This is a genomic window from Kosakonia sacchari SP1, from assembly GCF_000300455.3.
GTDB lineage: Bacteria > Pseudomonadota > Gammaproteobacteria > Enterobacterales > Enterobacteriaceae > Kosakonia > Kosakonia sacchari.
The window spans coordinates 344,902-366,219 of sequence record NZ_CP007215.2; the positions used below are offsets into that span (position 1 = coordinate 344,902).

A 21,318-nucleotide genomic window follows, 5' to 3' on the forward strand; every position below is an offset into this window, starting at 1 on the left:
AAGGGTGATGGAGAGTAAACGTCTGGAACAGGCCGCGCTGGCGGCGGGGATCAGCCCAAACTACATCAATGCGCACGGTAAACCGCAATCCATTACCGTGCAAACCAAGCGGCGTTTGCTGGATGCGATGCATCCCGCGCCTGTGGCGGCGGCCAGTGCGCCGCCGGTGCCTGTGGTGCAGGTGTTTATCCATGGCAAGAAAAAGGTGCTGCCGGTTGTTGGTAAAGGTGATTTCCAGTGGCAACTCACCACGGAAACGGGCAAACAGTACCAGGGCGATGTGCGCGGCGGGGCGAATGTGCCGCTGCCTACCGGTCTGGCGCTGGGTTACCACACGCTGACTGTGACGCAGAAAAGTCAGCGCTGGCAGTGCCGGGTGATCATCGCGCCGGCGCGTTGTTATGAACCTCAGGCGCTGCTCGACGGTAAGAAACTGTGGGGCGCATGTGTGCAGCTTTACACCCTGCGTTCTGAGAGTAACTGGGGGATCGGCGATTTCGGCGATCTGAAAAAGATGCTCGGCGAGGTGGCCAGCCGCGGCGGGGCGTTTATCGGCCTTAACCCGATTCATGCGCTCTATCCGGCGAACCCGGAGAGCGCCAGCCCCTACAGCCCGTCATCGCGCCGCTGGTTGAACGTTATCTATATTGATGTGAATGCGGTGGCGGATTTCCGCGACAGCGAAGAGGCGCAGGCCTGGTGGCATTTGCCCACGACGCGCGAAACGCTGCGGGCCGCGCGCGATGCACAATGGGTGGATTACGCCACCGTCACGGCGCTGAAACTGGAGGCGTTGCGCATGGCATGGCAGCGCTTTCGTCTGCGTGCAGAAGATGATGAACAGGCAGCAGCGTTCCGGCACTTTGTGCAGCAGGAAGGCGACAGCCTTTACTGGCAGGCGGCGTTCGATGCCATTCACGCCAACCAGGTGAAGGAAGATATGCTGCGCTGGGGCTGGCCGGTGTGGCCGGAAGGATTTCAGAATACACACAGCCCGCAGGTGAAAGCCTTCTGCAAAACCCATGAGGATGAAGTGAATTTCTACCTCTGGCTGCAATGGCTGGCTTATACCCAGTTCGCCGAGTGCTGGCAAACCAGCCAGGGTTACGCGATGCCGATTGGGCTGTACCGCGACCTGGCCGTGGGTGTGGCGGAAGGTGGCGCAGAAACCTGGTGCGATCGCGAGCTGTATTGCCTGAAAGCTTCCGTTGGCGCGCCGCCGGATATTCTCGGCCCGCTGGGGCAAAACTGGGGCTTGCCGCCGATGGATCCGCACGTGATCCACGCCCGCGCTTATGCGCCATTTATCGATCTGCTGCGTGCCAATATGAAAAACTGCGGTGCGCTGCGTATTGATCATGTGATGTCGATGCTGCGTCTGTGGTGGATCCCGTATGGAGAAACAGCCGATCACGGCGCGTATGTGCAGTACCCGGTCGATGACCTGCTCGCCATTCTCGCGCTGGAAAGCCAGCGTCATCAATGCATGGTGATTGGTGAAGATCTGGGAACCGTGCCGGTGGAGATCGTCGGTAAACTGCGCAGCAGCGGTGTGTACTCCTACAAAGTGCTCTACTTCGAAAACGATCATGAAAAAACGTTCCGCGCGCCGCAGGCGTACCCGCAACAGTCAATGGCGGTGGCGACAACGCACGATCTCCCTACATTGCGTGGCTACTGGGAAAGCGGCGATTTGACGCTCGGTAAAACGCTGGGACTCTATCCGGATGAGTTTGTTTTACGCGGCTTGTATCAGGATCGCGAACTGGCGAAACAGGGGCTGCTCGATGCGCTTCATCAGTACGGTTGTTTGCCGCAGCGTGCCGGACATAAAGCGTCGCGCATGCCGATGACGTCGGTGCTCAACCGTGGAATGCAGCGTTATATCGCCGACAGCAATAGCGCGCTGTTGGGTTTGCAACCGGAAGACTGGCTGGATATGGCCGGGCCGGTGAATATTCCGGGCACCAGTTATCAGTATAAAAACTGGCGGCGGAAGCTGGCGGTGTCGCTGGAGGCGATGTTTGCCGATGAAAAGGTCAATAAGTTATTAAAAGACCTCGATCGACGCCGTAAAGCGGCGGCAAAGCGGAAATAAAAAAGGCCCGGTTATCCGGGCCTTTCCACGTGCAACGACTGAATTAAACCACCATGCCCAACAGCAGGCAGCCAACCAGACCGCAAACGGAAATGATGGTTTCCAGCGCCGACCAGGAGCGCATGGTCTCGCCGATGGTCAGGTTGAAATACTCTTTGAACAGCCAGAAACCCGGATCGTTAACGTGAGAGAAAATCACACTACCGGAACCGACCGCAATCACCATCAACTCCGGGCTCACGCCAGTGGTGGCAATCAGCGGCGCCGCAATACCACCTGCTGTGATTGCCGCAACAGTGGCGGAACCCAGCGCGATACGCAGCACTGCGGCAATTGACCACGCCATAAACAGCGGGGAGAGATTGGTGGAATGCATCATTGAGGCGATGTATTTATCGACGCCGCTATCAACCAGAACCTGTTTGAACGCACCGCCACCGCCGATGATCAGCAGCATCATGGCAATGATTTTGATGGAGCTGGTCAGCGTTTCGTTGATGTCGTCCATCGAACGACCACGGTTCAAGCCGAAAGTGAATACCGCAATCAGCACTGCAATCATGGTTGCCATGACCGGGTCGCCGAAGAACTCTGCGTAAGGCAGCAGTGCATGGCCTTTTGGCAGCAGCATTTCGGCTACCGCGCGCAGCGCCATCAGGATCACCGGCACCAGCGATGTCCAGACGCTGACGCCGAAGCCCGGCATCTCTTCTTCGCTGAAGGTTTTCGCGTTGTAGAGGCCATCCGGGATCGGTTTATCAATGCTTTTCAGGAAGCGGGCATAGACCGGACCAGCAAGGATAACGGTTGGGATACCGAGCAGCGTACCGTAGAGCAGCGTTTTGCCCATATCCGCATGGAAAATGGTCGCAATCGCCGTTGGGCCCGGGTGCGGAGGCAGGAAGCCGTGCGTCACGGACAGCGCTGCCGCCATTGGCACACCAACATACAGCAGCGGAATGCGTGCGGACGCGGCGATGGTGAACACCAGCGGCAGCAGCAGTACGAAGCCAACTTCATAGAACAGCGCGAAACCGACGGTAAAACCGGTCAGCACCACCGCCCATTGAATGTACTGGCGCCCAAACTTTTCGATAAGCGTAGTGGCAATGCGCTGTGCACCGCCGCAGTCCGCCAGCAGTTTGCCGAGCATGGCACCAAAGCCCATGATCAGCGCAAGGCTGCCCAGCGTACCGCCGACACCATTTTTAATGGATTTAATAACGGCATCAAGCGGCATGCCCTGCATCATCCCCACGGCGAGCGCCACGAGGATCAGAGCAATAAATCCGTTCAGTTTGAAGCGGATCATTAACAGGAGTAAGAGAGCAACACCGATAGCGACAATGACTAATGGCATGATTTACCTGGCCTTTAATTTGTTATGGGTAACGTCAGTGTTTCTGGCAGCCGCTGAAAATTCCCGAAAGAGGAAGGAGCGAGCTGCGGCACCGTTGCGGCTGACATCCATTGCTAAAAATTGTAGTCGGATGTTTTTTAAGTTGTCGGTGCTGGCAGGAATGATACGGGTAACATCCATCAAAAGAGAATCACTCTGGCGATCTAAATGTAAGATCTGAGACATGCGTCATATTAACGCCGGGAAACTAACCATCTGTGAAAAGGGAAATGTGAGGGGAGAGATACGGGTAACACAAAGTTTAACTCTGTAGACCCGGCAAGCAGAACGCCGCCGGGCAATCTACAGCAGAAAGCAGGCTTAGTAGTAAGAGTGCTCGCCGCGCTGGTGTTCGGTCAGATCGCGCACGCCTTTCAGCTCCGGGAACTCGGTCAGCAACTGCTTTTCGATACCCTCTTTCAGCGTCACGTCGACCATGGAGCAACCGTTACAGCCGCCGCCAAACTGCAGAATGGCGTAGCCTTCATCGGTGATCTCCATCAGCGAAACGCGGCCGCCGTGGCCAGCCAGCTGTGGGTTGATTTGGGACTGCAGCAGATACTCCACGCGCTCCATTAGCGGTGCGTCGTCGGACACTTTACGCATTTTGGCGTTCGGCGCTTTCAGCGTCAGCTGCGAACCTAACTGATCGGTAACAAAATCGATTTCCGCATCTTCCAGATACGGCGCGCTCAGCTCATCGACATAGGCAATCAGTTGTTCAAATTTCAGCGCGGTGTCAGTGGCTTCAACCGCGTCCGGCGGGCAATAAGAGACGCCACACTCAGCGTTGGGCGTGCCTGGGTTAATCACAAATACGCGGATTTGTGTCCCTTCTTCCTGATTTGCCAGCAGTTTGACAAAGTGCGCTTGGGCAGCGTCGGAAATACGGATCATAGCAATGGCCTAATAGTTGACTATTTTACTTGGTTATAATACGCCCATCATCGAGGGTCTACAAGGTTCGACACAGGCACCAGACCTGAACAGTTGCTGCGCCGCTGCGTAAAAGCAGCCGGGTGATTTCCGCAACGGTGCTGCCGGTCGTGACGACATCATCCACCACGACGATATGGAGACCGGCAACGGGCAATTCAAGACGAAAGGCATTTTTCAGGTTCTGCTTGCGCAAGCGGGCATTGAGTTGATGCTGCACAGGCGTTGCCCGCACCCGGCGTAGCGCGGCAGGATGATATGGAGTTTGTAACCAGTGCGCCAGCGCCCGGCACAGAAGATCGCTTTGATTAAACCCTCTGCGCCACTGGCGACGCGCATGCAGCGGTACGCTTAAGATCATATCCGGTGTCTGCCAGTTTCCGCTGCGGCGGGCGTTTAACACGGCTAACAGCAGCAGACGGGCCAGCGCGCGGGCGATTTCCGGGCGAGGCAAAAATTTAAACTGCTGCACCAGCGGGCTAAGTGGTGGCGCGTAACGGCTGACGGCAATCAACCGCTGCCAGGGTGGCGGTTTTTGCAGACAGCGCCCGCAGGCGATGTCGTCGCGAGCGGCGGGTAAGCCGCACAAAGGGCAAACTTTTTCGCGCACTTTCATGGCGCGTGAGCAGCCGGAACAGACTCCCCACTGGCTCAGCATCAATGGCATTCGACATAGCCAGCATAATCCTGGCACTGTTAGCATGTGCCACCTCCTTGTGTGAAAGAAGAGAACGATAGCTGATGAAGAACATCTGGTGGCAAACCAAAGGCGAAGGAAATTGTCATCTTGTGCTGCTGCACGGATGGGGGCTGAATGCTCAGGTCTGGGATTGCATTGCACCGGAACTGAGCTCGCACTTTACGCTGCATGTAGTGGATCTGCCAGGCTATGGCAGAAGCGAAGGGTTTGGCGCACTGGCGCTGCCGCAGATGGCGGATATCGTGTTATCTCACGCGCCACAAAAGGCGATTTGGTTGGGCTGGAGCCTGGGCGGGTTAGTGGCGAGCCAGATTGCGTTGCAATCACCTGAACGCGTCAGCGCGTTGGTTACGGTGGCCTCATCGCCCTGTTTTAGCGCACAGGGTGATTGGGCGGGCATCAAGCCTGAAGTGCTGGCTGGTTTTCAGCAGCAATTGAGTGAAGATTTTCAGCGTACTGTTGAGCGTTTCCTGGCATTGCAGACGCTCGGCACCGAAACCGCAAGACAGGATGCGCGCGAGCTTAAAAACGCGGTGCTGTCGCTTCCGATGCCGCCAACGGAAGTGCTGAACGGCGGGCTGGAGATTTTAAAAACGGTCGATTTACGCGACGCACTTGGCGGACTGACGCTACCGTTTTTACGTATGTATGGCCGTCTTGATGGGCTGGTGCCGCGTAAAATTGTGCCATTACTGGATGATATGTGGCCGCAGAGCGAGTCGTTGGTTTTCCCGAAAGCGGCACATGCGCCGTTTGTTTCCCATCCTGCAGCATTTTGCGAGGCGTTGTTGGCGCTGAAATCCAGGCTCGTTTAACGCAACGCCCACCACTCACGAGAGCAGGCGCTTTTCCCTTCCGGGCACTGCTTGCAGCTACCGGTTAAGCAACCGGTAGCCTCTTCCTGAATACGCACCGCTTTACCCATGGCTTCCATGCGACCGAGCATGGCGTCGATCATCGCGCGTGGCGTATGCAACGCGGCGCTCAGTTGTTGAGCCTCCATCCGGCCTTGCAATGCCAACAAATCACGCACTTCAATTAACGACGCCATCGTTGTTGCTCCTTAGTGACAATCGCCCGCCGGGCTGTCGCAGCAGCTGGCGACAGTTTTACGCGTAGCCAGCAGGCTGACATCCACCCGGCTTCTGGCGCGACGAAGGGCGCTAATGACCACCACGTTAAACAGCAGAACCGCCAGAATACAGGTCAGGCTGTAGACCGGGTGCTCGCTGAAGGTCGCCGTCTGGTAAAAGAGCGTGGCGAGCGAGTAAGCGATATTCAGCCCCCACAGCACCGAGAAACCCATCCAGCCACGGCTGGATTCGCGGGCGATAGCGCCCATCGCGGTGATACACGGTACGTAAAGCAGCACAAAAATCAGATAGCTGTAAGCGGCTGCCGCACTGCCGAATTTTTCGCTCATCACGCCCATGGTGCCGGTCGCCATTTCGCCGTCGCCTTTGCTGGCTTCGATTGGGTTAGCCAGTACGCTCAGGCTGAATGTCTCTTTCACGCTTTTCGCCGTATCTTCCAGAGCGGCAATCAGCTCACCCGCCAGGCTGAATTCCGCTGGGTTAAAGGCTTCCTGCTCAATATTTTCCGCGGTGTAAAGCGAGTTCAGCGTACCGACGACCACCTCTTTCGCCATTGCGCCCGTAACAAGACCCACGGTGGCTTGCCAGTGGTCGCCATGCACGCCAATCGGCTCCAGCAGCGGGGTAAAGACGCGGCTGACAGAGGCCAGCGCAGATTCATCAATTTTGTGTACGGTACGACCATCCAGCGAGAAGCTGTTCATCGCGCTGAGGAAAATGCTGACAATGATAATCACTTTACCCGCGCGGATGACAAAGCCTTTCAGACGCTGCCAGGTTTGCAGCAACAGGCTTTTCAGATGCGGCACGTGATACACCGGTAGTTCCATCACAAACGGCGATGCTTCGCCGCGCAGCAGCGTATGTTTCAGCACCAGACCAGTAAGGATCGCCATCACGATACCAATCACATACAGCGAGAAGACGGTGAGCGCTCCCTGCTGACCGAAAAAGGCAGCAGCGAAAACCGCGAAGATGGCCAGACGCGCGCCGCAGGACATAAACGGCGCCATCATAATGGTGATCAGACGTTCACGCGGCGCGTCTAATGTACGCGCGCCCATCACCGACGGAACGTTACAGCCAAAGCCGACAATCAGCGGTACGAAAGATTTGCCCGGCAGCCCCAGCGATTGCATCAGGCGGTCCATCACAAACGCGGCGCGTGCCATGTAACCGGAATCTTCAAGAAAGGACATAAACAGGTACATCATGCCGAGCTGTGGCACCAGCGGCAGCACGGTATTCACGCCGCCGCCAAGCCCTTGTGCCAGAAATACGGTCAGCCATTCCGGGAAGTGCAGCGTATAACCCAGCCACTGAATACCATGAATAAATATGGCTACCGAGCCCGCGTCGAAAATCGGCTGGAATGCGCCGCCGATGTTAATGGCAAACAGAAACATCAGATACATGACGAACAAAAAGATCGGCAAGCCCAAAAAGCGGTTAATGATGATGCGGTCAACCGCGGCGGTGAACTGGCTTGGCTCGGCGGTGAGCGTGTTGCTGACGGTATCGCAAATCGCCGCAATCGACTGATAGCGCGCATCAGCAATGTGCAGCGCAGGGTCGTCCATTTCCGCTCCCAGACGTGCGAGCGAGGCAGCCAGTTGTTGTTCGCTGACGCCAGAGTTGGCGCGGCTGTAAATATCACCTTCGAGCATTTGCAGGCCCATCCAGCGACGTTGCTGCAACGGCACATCATCGGCCATTTGCTGTGCCAGCGCGTCTGCTTCGCGGGAAAGGGGCTGGGCGTAATGCACCAGTTCTATGTTGTCGTTGTGTTGGTGACGATCGACAGCCATTTTCAGCGCTTCAATCCCGCGACCACGCGTGGAAACCAGCGGGATCACCGGGCAGCCCAGGCGCGCGGCAAGGCCGTCGATATCAATGCGGACTTTCTGTTTTTCGGCGATATCCAGCATGTTGAGGGCGATGATGCACGGTACGCCCAGCTCCAGCAATTGCAGCGTCAGGTAGAGGTTGCGCTCCAGGTTGGATGCATCGACCACGTTAATCACCAGATCGGCATCACCGCTTAAAATGTAGTGGCAGGCGATTTGCTCATCGAGCGATGTTTGCGCGGAAATGGTGGTGAGCGAATAGGTGCCGGGAAGATCGACAAGCGTCACCTGGTGGTCAGTGGTGTTGAACTGTCCCTCTTTGCGCTCAACGGTTACGCCGGACCAGTTTCCCACTCGCTGACGCGCGCCGGTGAGCTGATTAAATAACGTTGTCTTGCCAGAATTCGGGTTACCAATTAAGCCAATGGTCAATTTTTTCATTTTTACTTAGCACTCTTTGTAACGACTGGCCGATTAACGAGATACCGCTTCCAGTTCGAGGAACGCGAGATCTTTTTTCCGTAACACTAAATTAACGCGGCGGGTTTCAATATGAATAGGGTCACCCAAAGGGGCGACGCGCACCACATTAAAAGAGGAGCCGGGCAACATCCCTAATGACAGGAGTTTTTGTCGCCAGGCCGGGCTTATTTCTTGAGAGAAACCGGTAATTTTCCACGCGCTGTCAGGAGAGAATTGCATAGAGCCTACTTATTTACGCTGCGAGCCAAGAGTTATCACGCGCCGTCTGGCGCACTGTTCATCATCGAAGGGGTGGAGAAATAATCTACTGAACCAATGATAATGAGAATAGTTTTTATCATCAATCATAAAAATGCGTTTGTCGGGGGCAGAATTGATAATTTGATTCTCTTTTGACGTAGCTCAAAAATTTGTAGAGTTGTGAATTCCCGCTGCAAAAGGAAGAAATATTACCGGCAGGTTAAAAAGATAATTTTTATTTTACAAAGTTTATGCGTGTTTAATATTTGTAATATGCACCGCGCAAGAAAAATAACGCAGATACCAATAGCCTAATTAAATATTGGGCGTGATTAGTTAATAATTTTGAATAGTAAATAACAGGCGAAATAACGAGTTAATTGCATTTCTTTCATTAATCGACAGTTTTAATTGGGACTTTTTCGAATGTGTTTGCAAAAAATACCCCTCCCGGTGAAGGGAGGGGTAAAGATTAACGTTTTTTACCCATTGCCGCAGCGAGAGCATCCATCATCGCACTGTTGCCGCTCGGCTGGCTGTCGCGACCGCGTGGTGCTTTCGCCGGGCGCGCAGCATTACGATTGCCGTTATCGCGGTTGCTGCTGTTGCCGTTGCCACGACGAGTACTGGTGTCGCCTGGCTGCTCGTCCAGACGCATGGTCAACGCGATTCGTTTGCGCTGTAAATCCACTTCGAGCACTTTAACCTTCACGATATCGCCCGCTTTCACCACGGTATGCGGGTCTTCGACGAACTTATCCGCCAGCGATGAAATGTGCACCAGACCATCCTGATGCACGCCGATATCAACGAAAGCGCCAAAGTTAGTCACGTTGGTTACCGCGCCTTCGAGCACCATGCCCGGCAGCAGGTCATTCATCGTTTCCACGCCTTCGGCGAAAGTCGCGGTTTTAAACTCAGGACGCGGGTCGCGCCCCGGTTTCTCCAGCTCTTTGATGATGTCAGTCACCGTCGGTACACCGAACTGTGCATCAGTAAAATCACTGGCTTTCAGTTTGCGCAGCTCCGCGCTGTTGCCCATCAGATCGCGCAGTGACTGCTCGGTTGCCGCCAGAATACGTTCCACCACCGGGTAGGTTTCCGGGTGAACGGTGGAGGCGTCCAGCGGGTTGTCACCATGGTTAATACGCAGGAAGCCCGCGCACTGCTCAAAGGCTTTCGGCCCCAGACGGCTCACTTTCAGCAACTGCTGGCGGTTCAGGAACTGACCGTTCTCATCACGCCAGGCGACAATATTCTGCGCCATCATGCGGGTTAAACCGGCGACGCGCGTTAGCAGTGGCACAGAGGCAGTATTCAGATCAACGCCGACGGCGTTTACGCAATCCTCGACCACTGCATCCAGTTTGCGCGCCAGTTGCGTCTGGCTGACATCGTGCTGGTACTGGCCGACACCGATAGATTTCGGATCGATTTTCACCAGTTCCGCCAGCGGATCCTGCAAACGACGAGCAATGGAGACCGCGCCGCGCAGTGAAACATCCAGATCCGGGAATTCGAGCGCTGCCAGCTCGGAAGCGGAATAAACCGATGCGCCCGCTTCGCTGACAATCACTTTCTGCGCGGTCACTTTCGGGAACTGTTTCTGCACATTAAGGTAGAAGCGTTCCGTCTCGCGCGAGGCGGTGCCGTTACCAATCGCCACCAGTTCAACATTGTGTTTTTCGCACAGCGCCGCGACGGCTACTGCCGCTTTTGCTGCTTGCCCGGTATGCGGATAGATGGTGTCGGTGGCGACCAGTTTGCCGGTGGCATCCACCACCGCGACTTTCACACCGGTGCGCAGACCCGGATCGAGACCCATCGTGGCGCGCAGCCCGGCAGGGGCAGCCATCAGCAGATCGTGTAGGTTGCGGGCGAAAACATTGATGGCCTCATCTTCCGCGCGTTCACGCACGGTACCCATCAGCTCTGTTTCCAGGTGCATCAATACCTTGATTCGCCACGTCCAACTCACCACGCCTTTACGCCAGCTGTCCGCGGGCGCGTTGTTCAGGCGCAGGCCGAGATGGTCGATAATAATTTGCTCGCAGTGGCTCTCTTTGGGTGGCTCATCAAACTGCGGGTCGGCGTTCAGCGCCAGTTGCAGCACGCCTTCGTTACGCCCGCGAAACATCGCCAGCGCGCGGTGCGAAGGGACAGTCGAAATCGGTTCGTGGTGATCGAAATAGTCGCGGAATTTGGCACCTTCGTCCTCTTTACCGCTAACTACGGTGGAGACGAGATGGGCGTTTTTCCACAGATAGTCACGCACTTTTGCCAGCAACGCGGCATCTTCCGCGAAGCGTTCCATCAGGATATAGCGCGCGCCATCCAGCGCCGCTTTGCTGTCGGCAACACCTTTATCGGCATCGACAAACGTTGCGGCCAGCGTTTCCGGATCTTGCGACGGATCATTCCACAGGGAATCTGCCAGCGGTTCCAGCCCGGCTTCAATGGCAATTTGCCCGCGCGTGCGGCGCTTTGGTTTGTACGGTAGGTAGAGATCTTCAAGCTCGGTTTTGCTCAGCGTACCGTTAATGGCTTTTGCCAGCTCATCGCTGAGTTTGCCCTGTTCGCCAATCGATTTCAGAATCGCCTGGCGGCGCTCTTCGAGCTCGCGCAGATAACCAAGGCGGGTTTCGAGCTGACGCAATTGCGTGTCGTCCAGACCGCCGGTGACTTCTTTACGATAGCGTGCGATAAACGGCACTGTGTTCCCTTCATCAAGCAGGCGAACGGCGGATTCCACCTGTTCGGTTCGTGCCTGAAGTTCACCCGCAATAATGCGGCAGAGCGAATCATTCATCATGTCATTTAATCTTCTGAACAAAAATCAGGGGATAGTTATACGGACTGGCATCGCAAAATGCCAGCCGTGCAGGGCTTCTCAGACGGTTCTGGGGGCTATTTCACGTATTCAATTTGATTAACGTACCAGGTTGCTTCACCGCCGGGCGTTTGCACTACCGCCACGTCGCCTTCCTCTTTCTTCAGCAGGGCGCGTGCCATGGGCGAATCGATAGAGATGTAATCTTTGCGGCCAAATATTTCATCATAGCCAACGATGCGAAAACGCAGTGTATCGCCGTCGTCGTTTTCAATTTCCACCCATGCGCCAAAAAAGACCTTGCCTTCCTGCTGAGGGGAGTAATCAACGATTTTGAGATTTTCCAGACACTTGGTGAGATAGCGCACGCGGCGGTCTATCTCGCGCAGGCGCTTTTTGTTGTACTGATAATCGGCGTTTTCGCTGCGGTCGCCGAGGCTGGCCGCCCAGGTGACTTTTTTAGTGACTTCCGGGCGCTCCTGACGCCAGAGAAAATCGAGTTCCTGCTTCAGTTTTTCATAACCTTCGCGGGTAATCAGGGGCGTTTTCATTCTTGGGCCTTATTTCCGTGACGTTCTTGCCTGCACACACTTTACAAACGGGATAGTGTAAGGTGCAGATTAATCATGCTTTCTGTGATGACATATGCATATAAGCTGCTGTTAAATATGCTTTGTAACAATTTCGACTAGAATGTATACCAGATTTCGCTGGTCGTGAACGCGCACTTTTCTAGAATACGGAAACATTATTGTCGGAACCTTTGGGAGTATAAACAATGCAAGAGAATTATAAGATTCTGGTCGTGGATGACGACATGCGCCTGCGCGCATTGCTTGAGCGTTACCTTACCGAGCAGGGCTTCCAGGTTCGCAGCGTGGCTAACGCTGAGCAGATGGATCGTCTGTTAACCCGTGAATCTTTCCATCTGATGGTGCTGGATCTGATGCTGCCAGGCGAAGATGGTCTCTCTATCTGCCGCCGTTTACGCAGCCAGAGCAACCCGATGCCGATTATTATGGTGACGGCGAAAGGCGAGGAAGTGGACCGCATTGTGGGTCTGGAAATTGGTGCCGACGATTATATTCCCAAACCGTTTAACCCGCGTGAGCTGCTGGCGCGTATTCGCGCTGTGCTGCGCCGCCAGGCGAATGAACTGCCGGGGGCGCCGTCTCAGGAAGAAGCGGTAATTGCGTTTGGTAAGTTCAAGTTGAACCTTGGTACGCGCGAAATGTTCCGCGAAGATGAGCCGATGCCGCTGACCAGCGGTGAGTTCGCGGTGCTGAAAGCGCTGGTCAGCCACCCGCGTGAGCCGTTGTCGCGCGATAAGCTGATGAACCTGGCGCGCGGGCGTGAATACTCGGCGATGGAGCGTTCTATTGACGTGCAGATCTCACGCTTGCGCCGCATGGTGGAAGAAGATCCGGCACATCCTCGTTATATTCAGACGGTTTGGGGTCTGGGCTACGTGTTTGTGCCGGACGGCTCTAAAGCATGATGCGAGTGCGTTTCTCGCCGCGAAGTTCATTTGCCCGCACCCTGTTACTTATCGTCACCTTGCTGTTCGCCAGCTTGGTGACGACTTACCTGGTGGTGCTAAACTTCGCCATTCTGCCGAGCCTCCAACAGTTTAATAAGGTTCTCGCGTACGAAGTGCGTATGTTGATGACCGATAAACTGCAATTGGAGGACGGCACGCAGCTGGTGGTGCCTCCGGCGTTTCGCCGTGAGATTTACCGCGAGCTGGGCATTTCGCTTTATTCCAACGAGGCCGCGGAAGACGCCGGCCTGCGTTGGGCGCAGCATTACGAATTCTTAAGCCAGCAAATGGCGCAGCAGCTTGGCGGCCCGACCGAAGTGCGCGTTGAGGTAAATAAAAGCTCGCCGGTGGTGTGGCTGAAAACCTGGCTGTCGCCCAATATCTGGGTGCGTGTACCGCTGACCGAAATTCATCAAGGGGATTTCTCCCCGCTGTTCCGCTACACGCTGGCGATTATGCTGCTGGCGATAGGCGGTGCCTGGTTGTTTATCCGTATTCAGAACCGACCGCTTGTTGACCTGGAGCACGCCGCGCTGAAGGTGGGGAAAGGGCATATTCCGCCGCCGCTGCGTGAATATGGCGCGTCGGAAGTGCGCTCGGTCACCCGCGCCTTTAACCAGATGGCCGCCGGGGTGAAGCAGCTTGCCGACGATCGTACGTTGTTGATGGCGGGCGTCAGCCACGATCTGCGTACGCCGCTCACGCGTATTCGCCTGGCGACGGAGATGATGGCGGAAGAAGATGGTTATCTCGCTGAATCTATTAATAAAGATATTGAAGAGTGCAACGCGATTATCGAGCAGTTTATCGATTATCTGCGTACCGGGCAGGAAATGCCGATGGAAGTGGCTGAACTGAACGCGGTGCTTGGTGAAGTCATCGCGGCGGAAAGTGGCTACGAGCGTGAGATCGATACCGGGTTGAAAGAGAGCGAGATTTTCGTGCGTATGCACCCGCTTTCCATTAAACGTGCGGTTGCCAATATGGTGGTTAATGCGGCGCGCTATGGCAATGGCTGGATCAAAGTCAGCAGCGGCACCGAGCACAACCGCGCCTGGTTCCAGGTCGAAGATGACGGCCCGGGCATCAAACCGGAGCAGCGCGAACATCTGTTCCAGCCGTTTGTGCGTGGTGACAGCGCGCGCAGCACCAGCGGCACTGGCCTGGGGCTTGCGATCGTGCAGCGTATTGTGGATAACCATAACGGCATTCTTGAATTGGGCACCAGCGAGCGGGGCGGGCTCTGTATTCGCGCCTGGCTGCCGATCCCGATTGCCCGACTGAGTGGGCAGAATAAAGAAGCGTAAAAAACCACCTGCATAGCAGGTGGCATTGATAGCGCCCCATAGGGGCGTACTAAGTCCAGACTCTGAGAGCCTTCCCTTCACACCTCTTTTAGTGGAAGTTGGCTCTCTTCAACTTCATGCTTTTCCTGGTACTTCACGTACTTTCTTATCATTTCTTCGTTTATACCTACGGTATCCACGCAGTAACCCCGTGCCCAGAAGTGATTGCCCCACAACTTATTCTTCCGTAGATAAGGAAATTTACTGAACAATCGAAGGGCTGTTTTACCCTTTAAGTGACCTATTACATGGGAAATTGAAAGCCGTGGTGGCACTTTTACCAGCAAATGAACATGATCTATCTGGACATTCAGCTCCACCACTTCTATCCCGAGCTGTTCACTTGAGATCCTTATCTGTTTATAGACCTCTTTGCCAACATTGTTCCTCAGGATGCGAAATCGGTACTTGGGTGTCCAAACGATATGATATTGACAACACCAGAGCACATGAGATGCTCTCTGGAATCTACTCATGGTTAAATCCTTATCAGTTATGGGGATAACGGATTCGGATTTTCCCATGAGTAGCATTATTGGCAGAGCCAACTTGTTGCTGACCACCTCCATAGGAGGTGGTGTTCATGCAAGGATAAAAAAACCCGCCATCTGGCGGGTTTTGTTTCTCTTGCGTAGCCAAATTACACTTTTGGCCCGGCGCTGACTAACGCGGCGCCGGCAGCGGTATCGGTGTACTTCTCGAAGTTTTCAATAAACAACGTTGCCAGCTGCGCAGCTTTCTCCTGCCACTGCTCCGGGGACGCATAGGTATTGCGCGGGTCGAGAATGCGCGTATCCACGCCGGGCAGCGAGGTCGGGATTGCCAGGTTGAACATCGGCAGGGTAAAGGTTTCCGCATCGTCCAGCGAGCCATTAAGGATCGCGTCGATAATCGCCCGCGTGTCCTTGATAGAGATGCGTTTACCGGTGCCGTTCCAGCCAGTATTGACCAGATACGCTTGCGCGCCAGCGGCCTGCATTCTTTTCACCAAAACTTCCGCATATTGCGTCGGATGCAGCGATAAAAACGCGGCACCAAAACAGGCAGAGAAAGTTGGTGTCGGCTCGGTGACGCCGCGTTCGGTTCCGGCAAGTTTAGCGGTAAAACCGGAAAGGAAATGGTACTGCGTCTGGCTGGCGGTCAGGCGCGAAACCGGCGGCAGTACGCCGAAAGCATCCGCTGTCAGGAAGATAACTTTCGTTGCGTGGCCTGCTTTGGAGACCGGTTTTACGATGTTCTGAATATGGTAAATCGGGTACGACACCCGGGTATTTTCCGTTTTCGACGCATCATCATAATCAATGCTGCCATCGGCGCGGACGCTGACATTTTCCAGCAGCGCATCGCGACGGATGGCGTGGAAGATATCCGGTTCAGCCTCTTCCGAAAGGCGAATGGTTTTGGCGTAGCAACCGCCTTCGAAGTTGAAAACACCGTCATCATCCCAGCCGTGTTCATCGTCGCCAATCAGGCGGCGTTTCGGATCGGTAGAGAGGGTGGTTTTGCCGGTGCCGGAGAGGCCGAAGAACACGGCAACATCGCCTTTTTCACCGACGTTTGCTGAACAGTGCATCGAGGCGATGCCCTGTAACGGCAGCAGGTAGTTCATGATTGAGAACATGCCTTTCTTCATCTCGCCGCCGTACCAGGTTCCGCCAATCAACTGGATGCGTTCGGTGAGATTAAAGGCGACAAAGTTTTCCGAGTTGAGACCTTGTTCTTGCCATTGCGGGTTGGTGCACTTCGCGCCATTCATCACGATAAAGTCCGGCGTAAAGCTTGCCAGCTCTTCTTCGGTCGGACGAATGAACATGTTCTTCACAAAGTGCGCCTGCCAGGCCACTTCGGTGATAAAACGCACCGAGAGACGCGTGTCCGGGTTTGCGCCGCAAAACGCGTCAATAATAAACAGACGCTTTCCGGAAAGCTGCCGGGTGACCAGGCCTTTTAAATGTTGCCAGACGTCAGGCGAGATCGGCTTGTTGTCGTTCTTGCCTTTGCCTTTATCGGACCACCACACGGTATCGCGGGTGGTGTCATCACGCACAATATACTTATCCTTCGGCGAACGGCCGGTAAAAATACCGGTGTCGACGGCGACAGCACCAGAATTCGTCAGCACACCACGCTCATATCCTTCCAGGTCTGGACGGAGCTCCTCCTGATACAGCGTATCGTAATCGGGGTTGTAGACGACATCCTGAACATCGTTGATACCATAAGCCTTGAGATCCTGCGGGGTTAAGCTCTTAACGCGCATGTCACTGCTCCTTAGCCAATATATACTACCTGAAATTGTAGGGTTGTTTTTTACCCGCTTACCGGGACGAGGCTCATAGATTTACCTAACTCGACAAACCCAGACTGACGGAAAACACTGTGATTGTGGTCACGTAACGAGACGGATTATGGCAAAAATAGTCTCATTTATGGGGTAAATGTTCCAAAAATGGCGTAAGACGACATTTTTAACCGCGGCTTTGTGACTGTAATCGCTTTCATGAAAGTAAGTTACGTAACACTTTCATTGGGGATTTTAGCGGAAACGTGACGGGTCATGCAAAAGCGCCGCCCGCAGGCGGCGTGAGGAAAGAAATTTAGTGTACCTGTGGATCGGCAGGGGAGGCGTTGTTGCGGATCTCGGCTATGTCCATCGCGTTAAACAGATAGTGGCTGCCGCAATAGTCGCAGTGCATGTCGATTTCACCTTCTTCCGCGAGGATGATGTCTACTTCTTCGTCCGGCAGCGTCTTCAGCGCACCCGCGCAGCGTTCACGTGAGCAAGTGCATTTGAATTCCACATCTTGCGGATCGTACAGCGTGACTTCTTCTTCGTGATACAAGCGCCACAGCACATCTTCCGCCGCCAGCGTCAGCAACTCTTCCGCTTTGATGGTTTCTGTCAGCACGGCCAGATGCTCAAAATCTTCGGCCTGCGTTTCCTGTGCCGGTAATACCTGCAGCAGCATGCCGCCCGCCGCTGGCTGGCCGTCAACCTCGCCGGTGCGGATAAACAAACGTGTCGGCAGCTGTTCTGAACGCAGGAAGTAATCTTCCAGACATGCCGCCAGCGTGTCACCTTCAAGACCCACAACGCCCTGATAACGCTCGCCCTCTTCCGGCGTGATGGTGATAACTAAATAACCATTTCCCACCAGCGTTTTCAGATCGGCATTTTCCGGCACATCGCCCTGAACACGCGCTACACCGCGCATTTGCTGGCGATTATTACCATTAATCACCGCCAGGCTCATCGGGCCATCACCCTGCAACTGCACGGTAATATCACCGGCAAATTTCAGCGTTGCGGTCAGCAGGCTGGTGGCGACCAGCAACTCGCCGAGCACGGTTTTTACCGGCAGCGGATAGTTGTGGTTGTCGAGGATCTGTTTCCAGGTATGGGAAACGGTCACCAGCTCGCCGCGAACAGCGTAGTTTTCAAAAAGATAGCGGTGTAATTGGTCTTGAATGGCCATGATTATCTCTCTTGCGGGTGAGCGTTATTCGCTATCACCCAATTTAAATTTTATTAGATCGCGACGTTCTTTCTTATCCGGGCGGCGATCGGGATGGGGCATGGTGAGCGCGTTAAGTTTGCGGGCCAGCGCCATTTTTTCGCGTTTCTCTATGCTTTCTGCCGTCTCTTCATACAGCTCGATAGCTTCATTTGCCGGTCGACGCTGCTCCGTAATGCCTTTAATGATGACGGTTCGTTCATCATTTCCCTGACGCAGCGTGAGCGTGGCGTTCAGCTCGACGATTTTACTCGGCTTGCTGCGCTGCCCGTTGTAATGCACTTTGCCGCCGTCAACCATTTCGCGGGCAAGGGCGCGGGTTTTATAAAAACGCGCGGCCCACAGCCACTTATCCAGACGAACTTCCTGTGCAGGCTGCTGTTTCATCACATCTCCTTGAGAAGTGAGGGGATCAAGCCGCGGTAGTCATTAGTGCCCGGATGGCGCAAATAATGTTTTTCCGCAAGCCCCGAGTCCGGGTTGGTGACGCCCAGGCAATAGCGGATGCCAAATTTCGCCGCCGCATCAAGAATCGGTTCGCTGTCATCAATAAACAACGTCCGTTCAGGATTAAGCCCGGTTTCATGCGCGACAGCCTGCCACAGGCGCTGATCCTCTTTCGGATAACCAAATGTATGGGTGGAAAGTAATAAATCAAGGTGCGCCGCAAGACCCGTGTGCTCAAGTTTAACCGCCAGATTATGCGGATGTGCATTGGTTAGCAAAATGCGGCGTTTACCGCTTTTTTGTAGCGCATCCAGAAACGGTACCGTATCTTCACGCAGCACCGCGCGTGGCCCCTGCTGAGTGGTCATAGCGCAAATATCCAGACCCAGGCGTTCGCTCCAGTAATCCAGACAGTACCAGTTTAGCGTATGCTGCACGGCGTGATACTCCTGGCGGAGAACGTTCTGCGCTTCTTCCGGCGTTAAGCCTTGTTTGACGCCAAAGGTTTCCGGCACCAGTTTTTGCCAGAAGAAGTTATCAAACGCGAGATCGAGAAGCGTGCCGTCCATATCCAGCAAAACGGTATCGACGTCCTGCCATGCGATATCAAGGTGCATTAAAAACTCCAGCCAGAGAAAAGTGCGCGACAGGTTAACACAGCTCGCACGACAGATCGTTAGCTGCTGAGGCTATCCTGGGTGGGCAGAAACTGGGGGTTCAGACAGCTTGCGTAATACTGCTGAATCTCTTCGATACGTGTGCGGTTGCGCTGATAACGCCGCAGCGCCAGCACACCGTTGTAGAGGCTGCAAATCACCATCGCGACCAGCAGAAGTGTGGTTCCCGCATAACGCCACAGGCCGCTGGCATCAGGCATGCGATGCAGGCTGATGTGTTTGGTGCCGTTTGCATCGGTATAGATATTGGTAATGATCCCTTCCGCGCGAAACGGCGTCTGCATCAGCATTTGCGCCAGCCGCTGAAATTCATTCCATTGTTCCTGCGCCGGGTAGTCATACAGCGCAATCGGCGGCCAGGGTTGATCAACCAGCTCGCTACCTTCTTCACTGCTAATCACAAAACCGCCCGGAGCCGGGCTGTTCAGCGCCTGCGCCGCACGGGTGGTTTCCCGCATAATGAATGGCGCGGTGGACGTGGTGACCAAATTATCCAGTGACTCGGCGCTTACCGGGCGCAGCAAGACGTTCACGCCAGTGAGTTTCCCATCGCTGGCGCGTTTGGTCAGCGTCTCCCAGTCTTTACTGTTTCCGAGGTTGACCAGTGCATTTTTCAACCGCAGACACTCATCTTCGGCGGCGCACAAATCCTGGGTTTTCAGTACGATATCGGCGAAGTCATCCAGCAGTACCATGCCGGACTTCTGAATGGCTGAGCGCAGAACCGGGCTCACGCGGGAATCTTCTTCGGTAGTGGGATGAAGCTGGCGGCTGACCGCCTGGGCCAGCGCGGTGGCTTTGTTCACAATGTCGGATTCTGGCAACGGCAGGGGCGGAGCGTTGTTCCAGATAATTTGCGAGCAGTCAAACGGCGTAAAGGGTGACGTCTGGCGCGAGGTCCAGTTATTTTGCATGTGAATATTACACATGCCGGTGCCGCTGATGCGCAATGTGTCACCAATCCGCAACCCGGCGGCTTCGAGCTGATTCACGCTGCTGGCTTCAACGGTCTGCGCGCCTTTAATCCACGACACGGTAAATTTGATCGGCATATCCAGCGGCACCCAAATCAGCAACATCGCCAGCACCACCAGCGAACCGACGGAAATGACGGCACTGCGCACCCAGTGTTGCAGCGGGAAATTTTTCACTTCATCGTGCAGGGAGAGAAAACGTCCCTGGCGCACAACGTGGCGATCAAGGTAGATATCAATATCGGTTTGCTGGCCCAAATCTTGTGTGACAAAGGGTTGCCAGTGACGCGGATAAATCAAGTCGATAATACCTAACGAGATATTATTCATTTGCTCCTGATTATTCTCACCGAACAGCCCCCAGCGCTTTGGCGTGCCACGCAGACAATGGATCTCCCGCAATGTGTTTTTAGCCGGTGGCGCATATAACCCCCAGAGCCCGGCGGCAAGCAACATCACGCCGCCGCCCGCCAGCCACGGGATAAAGACATCGGGCGAGGCCAGACAGAAGAAAAACAGCAGAAACGAGACCGAGATCAGCAGCGCCTCGCGCATGCCATCCGGGCGGCTTAATGCATACTCTTCCGGGGTTTCCCGGCGAATATTGAGCAGCTCAATTTGCTCACTCTCTTCGCCACGGATAGCGGACTGGCTCGACGATACGCGCTCAAGTTCGCCTCCGCGCTCTTCATGCATATATTCGCTAAGCGTGTGCCCATTAAGCGAGATGACCAGCGGCATGGAGTCGGTGCGGATCAGTTCAACATTGTTCTCGTCAGTAATGTATTGCTCCCAGGAAGGGGGCAAGTGAACTTCAACGGAATCAAGGTAGTAGCGCCATTTATTCGGGGCGTCAGTGGTGATGCCATAGCGGGTGATCGAGTGCGTGACATACAGCACCGTGTTGCTATGCGCGGTAAGATTGATGGAAACAGGGGCGGCTGTCGCGCCCGTCGGGGCGAGATTGTTTTGCGTACGGGAAAGCGTTTCCAGATAGCGTTCCGCCGTTTCACGCTCTTCAGGCGTTAATTTGCGGGTCGTCGCGCCGGTGAAAGCCTGTAAATACGGCAGTCGATACCGACGTTGCGACCTGAACCTGAAAATCCATCCGGCGAGGAATGCGCAGGCCAGCATAGCAGCGAAAAAAATCAAAATGGTGCTCATGCTTTCCCCATCTTACTTTTTCTAACAG

19 protein-coding genes are annotated in these 21,318 nt (G+C 54.8%); 4 read left to right on the forward strand and 15 right to left on the reverse strand.

Going from position 1 to position 21,318, the window contains the following annotated elements; translation table 11 throughout:
- Positions 1-7: 7 nt before the first annotated feature.
- Positions 8-2,098 carry a 4-alpha-glucanotransferase gene (gene malQ / locus C813_RS24540; protein WP_017459538.1) on the forward strand — a complete coding sequence of 697 codons (2,091 nt, stop codon included), beginning with the start codon at positions 8-10 and terminating at the stop codon, positions 2,096-2,098.
- Between the two features lie 43 nt (positions 2,099-2,141).
- On the opposite strand, the gene gntT is transcribed toward malQ, so the two are convergent.
- The 4 genes from gntT to gntX form a co-directional block, all read right to left on the reverse strand.
- Positions 2,142-3,458, reverse strand: a complete 1,317-nt coding sequence (gene gntT / locus C813_RS24545) for a gluconate transporter (RefSeq protein WP_017459537.1) — start codon at positions 3,456-3,458, stop codon at positions 2,142-2,144.
- A 3-nt stretch (positions 3,459-3,461) separates the two neighbouring features.
- Complete coding sequence (locus tag C813_RS24550; protein ID WP_017459536.1) at positions 3,462-3,683, reverse strand: hypothetical protein; 222 nt, start codon at positions 3,681-3,683, stop codon at positions 3,462-3,464.
- Positions 3,684-3,818: 135 nt separating this feature from the next.
- Positions 3,819-4,394, reverse strand: coding sequence for a Fe-S biogenesis protein NfuA (nfuA, locus tag C813_RS24555; protein ID WP_017459535.1), 576 nt, complete (start codon positions 4,392-4,394; stop codon positions 3,819-3,821).
- Positions 4,395-4,452: 58 nt separating this feature from the next.
- Positions 4,453-5,136, reverse strand: a complete 684-nt coding sequence (gene gntX, locus C813_RS24560; protein ID WP_017459534.1) for a DNA utilization protein GntX — start codon at positions 5,134-5,136, stop codon at positions 4,453-4,455.
- Between the two features lie 38 nt (positions 5,137-5,174).
- Here gntX and bioH point away from each other — a divergent pair, with 38 nt between their 5' ends.
- Entirely contained in the window at positions 5,175-5,948 is a 774-nt protein-coding gene (gene bioH, locus C813_RS24565; protein WP_017459533.1) for a pimeloyl-ACP methyl ester esterase BioH, read from the forward strand.
- Here the strand turns inward: bioH and feoC are convergent.
- The 5 genes from feoC to greB all read right to left on the reverse strand — a co-directional run bounded on the left by feoC (position 5,945) and on the right by greB (position 12,178).
- Positions 5,945-6,184: a [Fe-S]-dependent transcriptional repressor FeoC gene (gene feoC / locus C813_RS24570; protein WP_017459532.1), complete on the reverse strand. Its 240-nt coding sequence runs from the start codon at positions 6,182-6,184 to the stop codon at positions 5,945-5,947. The genes bioH and feoC overlap by 4 nt on opposite strands.
- A 12-nt stretch (positions 6,185-6,196) precedes the next feature.
- On the reverse strand, positions 6,197-8,515 hold the full coding sequence (feoB, locus tag C813_RS24575) for a Fe(2+) transporter permease subunit FeoB (RefSeq protein ID WP_017459531.1): 2,319 nt from the start codon (positions 8,513-8,515) through the stop codon (positions 6,197-6,199).
- A 33-nt stretch (positions 8,516-8,548) separates the two neighbouring features.
- Entirely contained in the window at positions 8,549-8,776 is a 228-nt protein-coding gene (feoA, locus tag C813_RS24580; protein ID WP_017459530.1) for a ferrous iron transporter A, read from the reverse strand.
- Positions 8,777-9,269: 493 nt separating this feature from the next.
- Positions 9,270-11,609: a Tex family protein gene (locus C813_RS24585; protein WP_017459529.1), complete on the reverse strand. Its 2,340-nt coding sequence runs from the start codon at positions 11,607-11,609 to the stop codon at positions 9,270-9,272.
- Between the two features lie 95 nt (positions 11,610-11,704).
- On the reverse strand, positions 11,705-12,178 hold the full coding sequence (gene greB, locus C813_RS24590; protein WP_017459528.1) for a transcription elongation factor GreB: 474 nt from the start codon (positions 12,176-12,178) through the stop codon (positions 11,705-11,707).
- 227 nt (positions 12,179-12,405) lie between these two features.
- Between greB and ompR the strand changes: the two genes are divergently transcribed.
- Positions 12,406-13,125: an osmolarity response regulator transcription factor OmpR gene (gene ompR, locus C813_RS24595; RefSeq protein WP_001157751.1), complete on the forward strand. Its 720-nt coding sequence runs from the start codon at positions 12,406-12,408 to the stop codon at positions 13,123-13,125.
- Positions 13,122-14,474, forward strand: coding sequence for a two-component system sensor histidine kinase EnvZ (envZ, locus tag C813_RS24600; RefSeq protein WP_017459527.1), 1,353 nt, complete (start codon positions 13,122-13,124; stop codon positions 14,472-14,474). Before ompR ends, envZ begins: the two co-directional genes overlap by 4 nt.
- 77 nt (positions 14,475-14,551) lie before the next feature.
- Here envZ and tnpA read toward each other — a convergent pair whose 3' ends face one another.
- The 6 genes from tnpA to C813_RS24630 all read right to left on the reverse strand — a co-directional run bounded on the left by tnpA (position 14,552) and on the right by C813_RS24630 (position 21,290).
- On the reverse strand, positions 14,552-14,989 hold the full coding sequence (gene tnpA / locus C813_RS24605) for an IS200/IS605 family transposase (protein WP_025263572.1): 438 nt from the start codon (positions 14,987-14,989) through the stop codon (positions 14,552-14,554).
- A 164-nt stretch (positions 14,990-15,153) separates the two neighbouring features.
- Positions 15,154-16,773, reverse strand: coding sequence for a phosphoenolpyruvate carboxykinase (ATP) (gene pckA, locus C813_RS24610; protein WP_017459840.1), 1,620 nt, complete (start codon positions 16,771-16,773; stop codon positions 15,154-15,156).
- A 337-nt stretch (positions 16,774-17,110) separates the two neighbouring features.
- On the reverse strand, positions 17,111-17,989 hold the full coding sequence (gene hslO / locus C813_RS24615) for an Hsp33 family molecular chaperone HslO (protein ID WP_017459841.1): 879 nt from the start codon (positions 17,987-17,989) through the stop codon (positions 17,111-17,113).
- Between the two features lie 24 nt (positions 17,990-18,013).
- Positions 18,014-18,415, reverse strand: coding sequence for a ribosome-associated heat shock protein Hsp15 (gene hslR, locus C813_RS24620; RefSeq protein ID WP_017459842.1), 402 nt, complete (start codon positions 18,413-18,415; stop codon positions 18,014-18,016).
- Positions 18,415-19,092, reverse strand: a complete 678-nt coding sequence (gene yrfG, locus C813_RS24625; protein ID WP_017459843.1) for a GMP/IMP nucleotidase — start codon at positions 19,090-19,092, stop codon at positions 18,415-18,417. The genes hslR and yrfG overlap by 1 nt, the downstream gene beginning before the upstream one ends.
- A gap of 59 nt (positions 19,093-19,151) precedes the next feature.
- Complete coding sequence (locus C813_RS24630; RefSeq protein ID WP_017459844.1) at positions 19,152-21,290, reverse strand: intracellular growth attenuator family protein; 2,139 nt, start codon at positions 21,288-21,290, stop codon at positions 19,152-19,154.
- Positions 21,291-21,318 lie beyond the last annotated feature (28 nt).